At 34.4% G+C, this 11,682-nt stretch carries 12 protein-coding genes, 1 tRNA gene, 2 rRNA genes and 1 pseudogene; 9 read left to right on the top strand and 7 right to left on the bottom strand.

What is annotated here, in order from left to right; all coding sequences use genetic code 11:
- The first annotated feature begins 240 nt into the window (after positions 1-240).
- Genes D2K62_RS16480 through D2K62_RS16470 form a run of 3 tightly spaced genes read left to right on the top strand, consistent with a single transcriptional unit; the run spans position 241 to position 1,752 of the window.
- On the top strand, positions 241-735 hold the full coding sequence (locus tag D2K62_RS16480; RefSeq protein WP_117161793.1) for a CBO0543 family protein: 495 nt from the start codon (positions 241-243) through the stop codon (positions 733-735).
- Complete coding sequence (locus tag D2K62_RS16475; protein ID WP_117161792.1) at positions 732-1,223, top strand: CBO0543 family protein; 492 nt, start codon at positions 732-734, stop codon at positions 1,221-1,223. The genes D2K62_RS16480 and D2K62_RS16475 overlap by 4 nt, the downstream gene beginning before the upstream one ends.
- Positions 1,216-1,752, top strand: a complete 537-nt coding sequence (locus D2K62_RS16470) for a hypothetical protein (RefSeq protein WP_117161791.1) — start codon at positions 1,216-1,218, stop codon at positions 1,750-1,752. Before D2K62_RS16475 ends, D2K62_RS16470 begins: the two co-directional genes overlap by 8 nt.
- 29 nt (positions 1,753-1,781) lie before the next feature.
- Here D2K62_RS16470 and D2K62_RS16465 read toward each other — a convergent pair whose 3' ends face one another.
- Together D2K62_RS16465 and D2K62_RS16460 are read right to left on the bottom strand one after the other, a co-directional pair.
- Positions 1,782-2,249: a DUF3231 family protein gene (locus D2K62_RS16465; RefSeq protein WP_117161790.1), complete on the bottom strand. Its 468-nt coding sequence runs from the start codon at positions 2,247-2,249 to the stop codon at positions 1,782-1,784.
- 54 nt (positions 2,250-2,303) lie between these two features.
- Entirely contained in the window at positions 2,304-2,498 is a 195-nt protein-coding gene (locus D2K62_RS16460) for a YvdQ family spore coat protein (RefSeq protein ID WP_112180233.1), read from the bottom strand.
- A gap of 307 nt (positions 2,499-2,805) precedes the next feature.
- Between D2K62_RS16460 and D2K62_RS16455 the strand changes: the two genes are divergently transcribed.
- From D2K62_RS16455 to D2K62_RS16445, 3 genes are all read left to right on the top strand, one after another.
- Positions 2,806-3,282 carry a hypothetical protein gene (locus tag D2K62_RS16455; protein ID WP_112180232.1) on the top strand — a complete coding sequence of 159 codons (477 nt, stop codon included), beginning with the start codon at positions 2,806-2,808 and terminating at the stop codon, positions 3,280-3,282.
- Between the two features lie 62 nt (positions 3,283-3,344).
- Positions 3,345-4,430 (top strand): GerAB/ArcD/ProY family transporter, encoded by a 1,086-nt coding sequence (locus D2K62_RS16450; protein WP_112180231.1) that lies wholly within the window; start codon positions 3,345-3,347, stop codon positions 4,428-4,430.
- Positions 4,431-4,461: 31 nt separating this feature from the next.
- Positions 4,462-5,559, top strand: a complete 1,098-nt coding sequence (locus D2K62_RS16445) for a GerAB/ArcD/ProY family transporter (protein WP_112180230.1) — start codon at positions 4,462-4,464, stop codon at positions 5,557-5,559.
- A gap of 131 nt (positions 5,560-5,690) precedes the next feature.
- Here D2K62_RS16445 and D2K62_RS16440 read toward each other — a convergent pair whose 3' ends face one another.
- Both D2K62_RS16440 and D2K62_RS16435 read right to left on the bottom strand, forming a co-directional pair.
- Positions 5,691-6,863: a Ger(x)C family spore germination protein gene (locus tag D2K62_RS16440; RefSeq protein ID WP_157967399.1), complete on the bottom strand. Its 1,173-nt coding sequence runs from the start codon at positions 6,861-6,863 to the stop codon at positions 5,691-5,693.
- A 19-nt stretch (positions 6,864-6,882) separates the two neighbouring features.
- Complete coding sequence (locus D2K62_RS16435) at positions 6,883-8,430, bottom strand: spore germination protein (protein WP_112180228.1); 1,548 nt, start codon at positions 8,428-8,430, stop codon at positions 6,883-6,885.
- A gap of 139 nt (positions 8,431-8,569) precedes the next feature.
- On the opposite strand from D2K62_RS16435, the gene D2K62_RS16430 reads away from it, so the two are divergent.
- From D2K62_RS16430 to abnA, 3 genes and pseudogenes are all read left to right on the top strand, one after another.
- The gene (locus tag D2K62_RS16430) at positions 8,570-9,562 is read left to right on the top strand and encodes a DUF3231 family protein (protein WP_232828039.1); all 993 of its coding nucleotides are present in this window, start codon (positions 8,570-8,572) and stop codon (positions 9,560-9,562) included.
- Between the two features lie 75 nt (positions 9,563-9,637).
- Positions 9,638-10,063: pseudogene (locus D2K62_RS16425) on the top strand (DUF3231 family protein); the annotation flags it as partial.
- A gap of 175 nt (positions 10,064-10,238) precedes the next feature.
- A complete protein-coding gene (gene abnA, locus D2K62_RS16420; protein WP_112180225.1) occupies positions 10,239-11,201 on the top strand; it encodes an arabinan endo-1,5-alpha-L-arabinosidase AbnA in 963 nt (320 codons plus the stop codon).
- Positions 11,202-11,294: 93 nt separating this feature from the next.
- On the opposite strand, the gene rrf (D2K62_RS16415) is transcribed toward abnA, so the two are convergent.
- The 3 genes from rrf (D2K62_RS16415) to rrf (D2K62_RS16405) all read right to left on the bottom strand — a co-directional run bounded on the left by rrf (D2K62_RS16415) (position 11,295) and on the right by rrf (D2K62_RS16405) (position 11,671).
- A 5S ribosomal RNA gene (rrf, locus tag D2K62_RS16415) occupies positions 11,295-11,410 on the bottom strand.
- A gap of 28 nt (positions 11,411-11,438) precedes the next feature.
- A tRNA-Met gene (locus D2K62_RS16410) sits at positions 11,439-11,515 on the bottom strand.
- A gap of 40 nt (positions 11,516-11,555) precedes the next feature.
- A 5S ribosomal RNA gene (gene rrf, locus D2K62_RS16405) occupies positions 11,556-11,671 on the bottom strand.
- Between the last annotated feature and the right edge of the window lie 11 nt (positions 11,672-11,682).

Raw genomic sequence — 11,682 nt, 5'->3', positions numbered from 1 at the left:
TCTAAAAGATTGTAGGCTACTACGAAACAACTATATATTCCGACGTAAGGAGAGTTATTTCCCCGAGTAATCGCTGGGCCAAAGAACACTTTCGAGTGGATCATCAGCCCTTCTTAATCATGTAGAACAAGTTGAATATCCACTCGGAAGTTGAGTAATTGACTAACTGTTATATAAGATCGAATATCTTTTACAAATAAGGAAAGCATAATACTAACTATTAACTAAAGGGGGATTATAATGTCCATTGATTATGTAATACTGATTTTTATTTGGATTATTGGTGCATTTATTAGTATATTCTTCATTACTAAACAGCAAAAAAAAAGGTTTATATTTGCGGCTCTTCTGTTTCAATCTATTACTTGGCTGAATTCCTTGATCCATTTAGAACTGGAGTTAATTGCTTTCCCTATTCGGGAATTTCCTAGAGCTACGGATGTTCTTTTTGCGACAGAATACTTCTTATATCCCATACTTTATGGACTATATATTATTCATGAACCGAAGAAACATTTCTTACTTCGGTTTATCTATTTACTCGTAGTGGTTTCTGGATTAGTTGGACTAGAATTAATATTGGTCCATTTCACAAACTTGGTTGTATACATTCATTATGCTTGGTATTTAGAATGGATCGCTTTTTTTATTATGTTTATGCTAACCAATTATCTATACCACTGGTTTCATAAGGAGTATTCATTTTCGGAAAATGAAGAGAGGATGTTACAATGAAATTGGAATGGATTATATTAGTTATTGTCTGGGCTATTGGGATCGGTTTAATTTTTATCATCCCTAAAAATAAAAGGCGACTAGCACTTATAGCATTTCTATTTAAACAGGTTATTACATTATTGTTTGGATCGGTTGTAGTGCAATTTGATTTAATCGCATATCCGATAAGATTATTTGCTGATGTCAATCGCGCTAGTTTTTCATACGAGTTTTTCCTATATCCAATTGTGTGCGCTGTTTTCAATGTATTCTATCCAGTTTCAAAAAGTATTTTATATAGGCTTGGCTTTTTTACTGTTTTTTGTACAACATTGACAATTACCGAAATATTTTTGGTTCAATACACAGATTTAATTGATTATTTACAATGGTCTTGGTACTTGACCTGGATTACATTGTTTCTCACATTTCTTCTCTCAAGAATTTTTTTTATATGGTTTTTCAATAATACATTCATCCATGACAGGAACGCTAATGATGAGTAGAAAAAACAAACAGTTGGAATATAAACACCCAGTCGCCGCGCTAGTATGGTCATTTGCATTACCTGGTTTCGGACAAATTTACAATGGTCAACTAGTGTTAGGGATTATCTTAGTGTTATTGGAACTAATTATTAATCAATACTCTTTACTAAACATTTCTATTTTTTATAGTTTTCACGGTGATTTTAAACTTGGACATGACGTCATTAATTATCAATGGGGAATGTATTATCCATCCATTTGGGCATTCTCGATGTGGCATGCATACAATAAATCCATTTCGATTAATCACTATTTAAATGAGGATAAAAACAAGAAAATCTATCTTACTGGTTTCTTCTTTGGTGGAGTATTTGGTATGAACTTAGGCATTTATTGGCACGTTTTTTTTCTTTCTACAATAGGATCGTTTTCTTTTTTAGCAAGTCCTGTATTTTCCGGATTACTTACTGGTATTGCCTTTTCCTTTATTGGTCATTTGTTCGAAAAAATACTTCTTCACATCCGAACACGCAAACAAATCTCATAAAAAAAAGACCTTATCTAGCCAGGTCTTCTCTACTCTTTCTTTTTCACCAATGGTGGCTGATCTAACAAGTTGTACTTGACGAGCAGATTACCTGTATCCTCCGCAAACAACATCATCTCACTCATCATCTTTATAAAAGAAACGCCGATGTCCTTACGTAACACGGATGAAGCAGAAACACCATATTGACCTGTTGTTGCACCAGCTAATAATGCAACTTTAAATAACATTAACCGTGCTGAAAAAGGCGGTGGTAGTTCCCTATCAATTTCAGATTCCCACATTGGTAATTGTGGCAATTCCTCCTCTAATTTATCCTGTATTGTATTTAATTGATTAGCACATATATCCTTTCCACGCTCAAAATGTTTGCAAATTTCATTGTTTTTTGTATGTATAAAAGAACGAAGAATCTCGTGAAATAACTCTGTTGACTGATAATTATTTGTAAGTTGAGAAATCTCTAGAGAACTTAACGACCGTTCCTTATCAAAAATTTTCCCAAAATAAGTTTGTTCTTAAATTTTTTCTGATGTTTTATTTTTGGCTAATTAAATGACTGGTTGATGTAAACCATTATGAAGCATAAAATCAATACATTGATCCGCTAATTCTGCAGTATTACTTAACAATCGTTTATAGAAAACTCGAACATTTTTGTCGATCGCTGTAGCGAGACCTATCCCATATATATTCATGCCATATTTTGGGCAAGCAGTAACGACTGATGCCATCGTTTTTGTCATGTATGATTTCATTAAATTAGTTGTTTAAGATGCGCTTAATTTCACCATGCTCTATTGATCTCCTTTTTTCCAGTCTGTTAATATTTTCAAGCCATTTTTCTTTCTATCTGAGCTTATACAAGCTTATTATAGATTGTAGATTTTAATCTTCTTCCTTATTTTCAATTTCCTTTATGTTGTGCTGAAAATCAGCAAATATTCTACAAACTCGAATATTTTACTGTTTTATAAAGAAAATAAAATTAACTGAAGAAAATTGGGAATGATAATCCTATCTTCAAATTTTACAAGATAGAAGTGATAACAGATGGTCTCAAAAGATGAACTGGAAAAAGTCTTATGGAGTATTGCTTTACCAGGATTTGCTCAAATTCTGAACAAACAACTGATTAAAGGCATACTTTTTATTGGGTTGGAAATTTTCATTAATATCCAAGCTAATTTTAATCAGATAATTATACGAAGTTTTAACGGACAAATAGGTGAAGCAATTGCAGAAACAAATTATCAATGGTTAATGTTCTATCCCTGTTTGTATTTTTTTGCTATTTGGGATGGATTCCAAAATGCAGAAGGAAACAAATCACCCTTAGCTTTTCTTCCATTTGTTTTTTCCGCATATTTCGTTACAGTAGGACTTATCTACTCTCCATACTTTAAGATAAATGATACATTGATCGGACCAATGTGGTTACCGATGTTAGCTTTGCCCTTTGGGATACTGACTGGATTTATCATTAGATACATTCTATTACGGTTTTTATATAAAACAGACAAAATTTAAAGCAAGTACAGTTTATTGGTAACTAATTATGGCTAAAATGAAACTCTAAGGAGTTATTCAAAATGGAACGTATTTCAAACATACAGTTATTCACGCTTATCGTTGGATTTGAGATTGGGAGTACAACCTTGTTCGCTCTAGGAATTGGAGCAAAACAGGATGCATGGCTCGTGATTTTAATTTCATTTCTACTAAGTACGATTTTATTAGTAGCTTTCACGCAAATCCCACGATATTATCCTAATAAAAATTTTTCTGAAATTTTAAATGTTGCTTTAGGTACTAAAATTGCCAAACCTTTATTACTTTTATTTGGACTATATTTTTTAAGTCAAACAACCCATAATTTTTATGAATTTGGCATGCTAATTAATCTAACTGCATTACCACAAACACCGTTTATAGTTATTTTATATTTATTTATCTTTGTCGTAATTTACGTCTTAAGTTTAGGGTTCGAAGTCTTGGCTAGAACTGGTGAAATCTTACTTCCCTATTTGTTAGCATTTTTAATCCTTACTTTTATCGTCAATCTGTTCTCAGAAACATTTCAACTAGGTAATCTACTACCAGTGTTAGGGAACGGTATAAGACCAATATTAGATGAGTTACCAAGTGTTATCTCTTTTCCATATGGCGAAATGGTCGTCTTTCTTATGTTTTGGCACCAACTAAAAGATAAAGTTTCTATTCGTAAGGTAACTTTCCTTGCTGTTGGTTTTTCAGCAGTTTTATTGATGTTAAACCTAATTATCATGGTAGCTGTCTTAGGACCTGAACTAACATCCAATACAGAACTACCATTACTCGAGACGCTACTTTCTATTAATATTGCAGAGATCATAACAAACTTAGATAGTGTCGCTGTCTTTCTTATGTTTATCGGTGGTTTTTTTAAAACTGCGATTCATTTTATGGGGTTTTGTTTAGCATTTACGTGGTTATTTGATCGAGACAATCCAAAGTGGACCATTACTATTTCCGGCATATTATTGCCGATATTTGCTACTTTTCGTTTCACTGGCTTAGAGGATCAACGGTGGAAGGGGCAAGAAGGTGGTATTTACAGTATTTTGGTGTACTCTGTTCTTCCTATTTTATTAGTAATCATTATTTTTTTAAAGAAGAAAACAACTCATACTAGGTGACTTATCGATTGAATTTCTAAGGAGCTTTCATATGCAACGTATTTCAAGTATCCAATTATACACTTTAATAGTCGCTTTTGAAATTGGGAGTACAACTTTGTTTGCATTGGGGATTGGAGCCAAACAAGATGCATGGCTTGTGGTCTTATTAGCCTTCGTTATAAGTTTGATCCTTCTATGGATTTACACCCAGTTTCCGAATTATTTTCCTGACAAAAACTTTTCTGAAATCTTAGACGCTACCTTAGGAACTAAAATGGCCAAACCACTCCTACTTTTATATGGTTTGTTTTTCTTAAATCAAGCAATCCATAATTTCTATGCGTTTAGCATGCTAATCAATTTGGCTGCATTACCGCAAACCCCGCTTTTAGTTATATTATATTTATCTATCTTTATTACGATATACACACTTAATTTAGGATTTGAAGTACTGGCACGTACTAGCGAAATACTTCTTCCCTATTTACTTGTCTTTTTAATTGTTACTTTTGTTGTGAATTTCTTTTCTGATACATTTGAACTGACTAACCTATTACCTGTGTTAGGAAATGGGATATTGCCTGTAATTAAAGAATTACCTATATTAATAGGGTTTCCATTTGGTGAAATGATCGTTTTCCTTATGTTTTGGCACTATGTAAACAAGCAAGGTCTTATTCGGAAAACAACCTTTTTGGCAGTCGCTAGCGCAGCGTTATTAATTATAATGAATTTAATCATTATGATTGCTGTATTAGGACCAGAGTTAACGGCAAATACCGAACTTCCAATATTAGAGACCTTGCTATCGATTAATATTGCAAATATCATTACGAATTTAGATAGTATTGCTGTCTTTCTATTGTTTATTGGCGGTTTTTTTAAAGCAACTCTTCATTTTATGGGGTTTTGTTTAGCAATTACGTGGTTTTTTAATGGAAGTAATCCGAAATGGTCGATTACTGTTTTTGGACTACTTTTACCTTTATTTGCAACTTATCGCTTTACTGGGTTAGATGTTCAAAGATGGAAAGGGGACGAAAGTATACCTATCCTTCTACTCTTTGCTTTTCTTCCAGTCTTATTAGTTTTTATTATATTTCTGAAGAAAAAAACCGCTAGAAAGGAGAATAATAATGCCAATTAGCTTAACATTACTGAAAGCAGATCCACTATTAACTCTCCTTTTAGCTGGAGGAAGTATCTATTTTATAATCTTACTATTATATATTTTCTACTACACCTTCGTTTTACTATTTAAACGCTAAAACTATCTCTTTATTCTTTTGGTTTAAAAGGTCCTTGTATTAGACCAGAACTAGTGATATTCACTTTTACATTTACCGTATAGGCAACATCTACAAATGTATCGGACCAATTGTCTTTTTCTTTCTTCCAGACTTTTGGATATTGCTTGTGTAATATATCACCAAAACCAAAGATATCAGATTGAAACTCCTCTTGCGCTTTATCTATTACTTCTCTGATTTCTGTTTCAATTTCTTTTTCAGCCACTACCTGTAAATCATTTAAATAGTCAGTGATTTCCTTTCTCGTTTTAATTGCTTCTGTAGCTTCTTGCCCTGTCATTCTTGCCTTTTGCTCCACATCGATTGTAAATGTGATTTGATTATCACTCCCCACCTTTGCTGTGATGGAAGAACTGGCTTGTTGGAGAAGAATGGTTGCTAACTTACCTTCCTCTAATAAAGAAGGTAATGACATAGTCCCCCTATCATTCATTGGTCCTTCTTCTCTTATCCAGTTGTATCCCCTCGTATCACTTTCATTTAAAAAACCAACTAATTTATCTTCTTTAAAAACAGCCCCCCCCGAAAGTTCAACTTGTTCGAAAGGCTTTATCTCTGTTTCTTCACGAGTAAGTACCCCTACTACTGGGTCTTCACCTGCTTCTAATACTTGCTTATAATACGTAAGCATATTCGTAGCGACCGCATCATGTTCCGCATTTTCGAATAGACCATGTAGCGAATTAGCTGGGACACGTGAAATACCATTTTTTTTGATTTGCAACAGTTCCTTCGCTTCAATATCTTTTGCAATCGAGAACCAAACATGCCCCCGGACTTCTTTACCGCGTTGAAAGGAATCAATAATTGGAATTAAGCCATCTCTAGCTAATTCTTCACTTATAATAATTATTTTATTATGCGCAAAAAAACTTTTTCGATCTATTGTTTTATTACTCTTTCGCATCACTTCAGCTAGCGATTTTCCAGTCGTGGAAACAACCAAATTCGGCTCTTCTGGCGTTGGACTTTGCGTACTTTCAGCTGCTGGACGTATATACTGTGAAGTAAGCACATACTCACCCGTAATTGGATCTTTATCTATCGCCATTCCCGCAACAATTCCAAGATCAGATAGTTCCCTTCTATCCCAACATCCAGTTAATACGAGTAAACAGATAATCATGATTATTTTTTTCAAGGTTAGCTCTTTCCTTTCCTCATGCTTTAGGTCGTTTTGGCTTATTGCTGGGTCCTTGTCTTTTTGATTTTTTCCAAGTAATTGACTGTGGTCTTGACTTTAATAACCATAATGGTAAGCGAACCACACCATCTTTCCACTCATTCAAAATAACTGGAGCAATCGGAGCTAAATAAGGTGTGCCAAATGATCGTAAGGAACTTAAATGAGCAATGATGAAAAAGGTTCCTATTAACATACCGTAAAACCCGAAAGCTCCAGCAAGGATAAGTAAGAAGAAGCGCATGATGATAACCGCATCATTTAGAGGTGTAACAATAAATCCAGTAATAGCAGTAAGTGCAACAACAATAACCATTGGTGCACTTACTAATCCAGCTTGTACAGCCGCCTCTCCAATTACTAACGCTCCTACAATACTAATCGCAGAACCTACTGGGCGTGGTAGTCGAACACCAGCCTCTCTCAATAACTCAAAAATTATTGTCATAAATGTTGCTTCTATAAAAGTTGGAAATGGAATTTGTTCCGCAGCTGCTGCCATCGTTGTAAGAAGAAGTGCTGGGATCATTTCTTGGTGAAATGTTGAAACGGAAACAAAAATAGCTGGTGTACCTATTGTTAAAAACAACGCTAATATTCTAAATATCCGTAACAGCGATGATAAATAAGGTCGAGAATAATAGTCTTCTGGAACTTGAAGCGTTTCAATAAACACTTGTGGTACAGTTAGGACAAATGGTGTACCATCCGTTAAGATTGCAATTCTTCCTTCTAAAATTTTCGCTGCTACTTTATCCGGCCTTTCGCTATTTCCAATCGTCGGAAAAATAGAATATGGGTTATCTTCAATAAACTGTTCTATATATCCCGATTCCAATATGGCATCTGTCTCAATACATTCTAAACGCTGCTTCACTTCCTCGACAACTTCTGGATTGGCAATATCTTTAATGTAGCTAATTCTAATAGTTGTTTTGGTCTCTTTTCCTATTTTCATGTCCTCAAATAATAAGTTTACACTATTTATTTTTCTTCGAATTAATGCCGTATTAACACTCAGTACTTCTACAAATCCTTCTCGTGGTCCTCTTACGTTTGCTTCTGTAAGTGGTTCTTCCACATTTCTAGACTCAAAACCTAGCATTTTAATAAGAAAAGCTTTCTTGTAACCATCAATAAACACAGCAGTCTTTCCTTCTAAAACATCTTCTACAACCTCAGAAATTGTTTCAACTTCCTTCATGTTTGATGTACTTAATAATGTTTTCTTTACAGCATTAAAAACATCATTATTCGTTACAGTCTGTTGTTTTTCATTAAAAAAGTCTGGTTCCATCAACGGTTTTACAATATATGAATTTATACTATCTTCCTTTACTAATCCATCCATAAAACATATAAATACATTTATAGATTTTTGGTTATAAAGCTCGATATCTCTATACGAGAAATCTGCACTTTTTTCGAATATTTGTTTTAATTCTTGGACGTTTTTTTCAATATCTAGTTCAATCGATTTAGAGGATGATTTCTTTTTATTTAGTGTGTCCCTTTTTTCAAACATCGCTCATTCTCCTTTTCCAAAAAAAAGCTTCTTTCTATTGTTTGTAGGAAAAGAAAAATAATACTAACAAGATATTTTTAGCTAATATTTTTTTAAATAAAGGGTAAATTAAAAAAAAGTTTAATTGGAGGAGATTGAATTGAAGTTAACTTCTGCTGAAATATCGAACTTGTGGACTGCTTATATGAACGACAGCGGAACCATCTGTCATCTAAATCATGAATTAAATAATGTTGCAGACAAGGAAATTAAAGCGTTACTACAAGCTGCCCTTACTATATCCGAATCACATATTAACACGATTATAAACATATTAAATGAGGAAAATTATCCGATTTCACATGGATTTAAGTTAGATGAAGATGTTTCAGTCACAGCACCCAGATTATTTTCCGACACATATCTTTTATTAAATATCAATCAACTGGGAAAAATGGGCTTACAAGCATATAGTATGGCTTTACCTCTTGCCACTAGAGAAGATGTGTATACTTTCTTTAGTACATGTCTACGTGAATCAGATGATTTAATTAAACGATCTAATACTTTACTATTGTCTAAGGGCTTATATGACAAGTCACCATATTTACCCTCACTTGATGAATTTAATTTTGTAGAGAATAAAAGTTTTCTTGCAGGTTATTTTGGAGAAAAAAGGCCGTTGATAGGGACAGAAATCACTAATCTTTATGCGAATTTCAAAAGAAATGCATTAGGTTCAGCTACTATGATAGGTTATAGTCAAGTTGCTAGTAAAAGTGATGTTGCTGCATTTATTCAAAAAGGAAAAGAAATAGCTCAAAAGCATTGTGAAATATTGGGGTCTTTTTTGAAAGATAACGATCTATCAAGCCCAGCTACCTGGGACACAGAGGTAACAGATTCAACAAAATACACGTTTTCTGATAGAAAGATGCTATTCTATGTAACTGCTCTAACTGGCATTAGTACAGCTTTTTATGGTGCGAGTATAGCGCTTAGCCCAAGACATGATATTGGCGTTATGTATGGCCGTCTGATAGCTGAAGTCTTAAAATATGCAAATGATGGAGCAAAAATGATGATTAAGCATGGATGGATGGAAGAACCACCACGTTCACTTGATCGCGACGAATTAGCAAAGAAAAATTAAAATAGGGGGGTATACTTGATAGAACAAACGAATTCAAGTTCAAAATAACACGATCTACAACTCAGCCACCTTTTTTGGGATTTTAAGAAAATTTATTTAAGTAAAGCTTTTACAATGGCTTTCTCCCAAGTAGCTAAATCAGAAGAAGTAAGAAATTTTTTATGGCGCGGTTCCGAAATGTATTCTAAGCATATTGAAATTTTTCAATCTGTATTATTAAAAGAACAACTTCCACATCCAAAAACAAGTGATTCAGAAATTACAGATTCAATCATACCACCATTTTCTGATCGCCTGATGATATTTCATAAAGCGCTTTTTAATTCTACAACCATTGGTTTTTATGGTGTTGCTATCGGTACATGTCAACGTGCAGACTTAGTAGCGCATTACATAAGACTAGTAGCTGAAATGGTTAAATATACGGAAGATGGCATGAACATACTCATTAAAAATAAATGGCTGGAAGAACCACCACTAACTACTGATAGGGAAAAATAGTAAAAAGAAAATAAACACTTGAATTAAACTATAGTTTTTAGTCTAATGGCACGAAAGCTATAGTTTTTGATTCGTATACATCTCAATATTTTTATGTTTATTAATATATTTGATAGCGTTTACATTGAATAAACTGTATACTAAATTTAATAATAAAAAGGAGGTTTTGTATAAGATGCGCAAATCAAAAAAATGGATTGTGCCTTTCTTAGCTATCGTTTTCTTTTTTACAATTCGAACTAGTGTTTCCGCAAATTTTTGGGAAATTGCAGATGATCCTATGCTTCATGATCCCTCACTTGTAAAAGAGGGTAATACATGGTGGGCTTTTGGTACAGGAGAAGCAGATGGGAACGGACTGCGTGTATTATGGTCAACGAATGGTGCAAACTGGAATGTTGCGCCAACCATTTTTCCACAACCAGCAAGTTGGTGGTCAAACTATGTACCAAATCATGTAAGTGCTCAATGGGCTCCTGATGTGAAGTATTATAATGGTCGCTATTGGGTCTATTACTCTGTATCCTCATTTGGTTCAAACAACTCATTAATTGGTTTATTATCAACAGACAGTATCAGTTCAGGAAATTGGCGCGATGACGGCTTAGTAGTTCGGTCAACAAGTTCAAATAATTATAATGCGATTGATGGCGATTTAGTAATTGATGCAAATGGTGATCCGTGGTTATCTTTTGGATCCTTTTGGAGTGGTATTAAGTTGACACGTTTGGATAGTAATACGATGAAACCGACTGGTCAAATTTATTCTATCGCAGCACGACCACTTACTCCAGATCATGCAATTGAAGCACCAAGCATCACCTACAACAACGGTTATTACTATTTGTTTGTTTCCTTCGACAAGTGTTGCCAAGGGGTAAACAGCACATATAAAATAGCCTACGGACGTTCTCAAAACATTGCAGGTCCTTATTATGATAAAAATGGGATTAATATGCTAGACGGAGGCGGAACTATTTTAGACGCTGGCAATCAAAAATGGATCGGTCCCGGCGGGCAAGATGTTTATAATAACAATATTTTAGTACGCCATGCGTATGATGCAGAAAACAATGGCTTACCAAGGCTATTAATAAATGATTTATATTGGGATAGTAGTGGATGGCCCACATACTAGTAGTATCTTAGTAAAGTTTAAAAATTTTTTTTAAAATTGTTCAAGAAAAAAGCAACCTTCTCTCCAATACTGGAGAAAAAGTTGCTTTTGTTTGCTTAGCGACGTCCTACTCTCGCAGGGGCAAAGCCCCAACTACCATGAGCGCTGAAGAGCTTAACTACTGTGTTCGGCATGGGAACAGGTGTGACCTCTTCGCTATTGTCACTAAATCGTATTTATATTGTCTGATAAGAAAATTGGTTGCGGGGGCAAGATTTGAACTTGCGACCTTCGGGTTATGAGCCCGACGAGCTACCAGACTGCTCCACCCCGCGATAATGTAGATTATATAACCTACTATATTAAAAAATTCTGGCTTAGCGACGTCCTACTCTCGCAGGGGCAAAGCCCCAACTACCATGAGCGCTGAAGAGCTTAACTGCTGTGTTCGGCATGGGAACAGGTGTGACCTCTTCGCTATTGTCACTAAACCATTTTGAAG

This window comes from Paraliobacillus sp. X-1268 (assembly GCF_003426095.1).
Lineage (GTDB): Bacteria > Bacillota > Bacilli > Bacillales > Amphibacillaceae > Paraliobacillus_A > Paraliobacillus_A zengyii.
Note: the sequence above shows the minus strand (reverse complement) of the source record. Positions and strands in the feature narration are given on the sequence as shown.

Coding starts and splice junctions, on each gene's coding strand:
- D2K62_RS16480 (WP_117161793.1), top strand. CDS start 241: ATGTCCATTGATTATGTAATACTGATTTTTATTTGGATTATTGGTGCA.
- D2K62_RS16475 (WP_117161792.1), top strand. CDS start 732: ATGAAATTGGAATGGATTATATTAGTTATTGTCTGGGCTATTGGGATC.
- D2K62_RS16470 (WP_117161791.1), top strand. CDS start 1,216: ATGAGTAGAAAAAACAAACAGTTGGAATATAAACACCCAGTCGCCGCG.
- D2K62_RS16460 (WP_112180233.1), bottom strand. CDS start 2,498: ATGACAAAAACGATGGCATCAGTCGTTACTGCTTGCCCAAAATATGGC.
- D2K62_RS16455 (WP_112180232.1), top strand. CDS start 2,806: ATGGTCTCAAAAGATGAACTGGAAAAAGTCTTATGGAGTATTGCTTTA.
- D2K62_RS16450 (WP_112180231.1), top strand. CDS start 3,345: ATGGAACGTATTTCAAACATACAGTTATTCACGCTTATCGTTGGATTT.
- D2K62_RS16445 (WP_112180230.1), top strand. CDS start 4,462: ATGCAACGTATTTCAAGTATCCAATTATACACTTTAATAGTCGCTTTT.
- D2K62_RS16435 (WP_112180228.1), bottom strand. CDS start 8,430: ATGTTTGAAAAAAGGGACACACTAAATAAAAAGAAATCATCCTCTAAA.
- abnA (WP_112180225.1), top strand. CDS start 10,239: ATGCGCAAATCAAAAAAATGGATTGTGCCTTTCTTAGCTATCGTTTTC.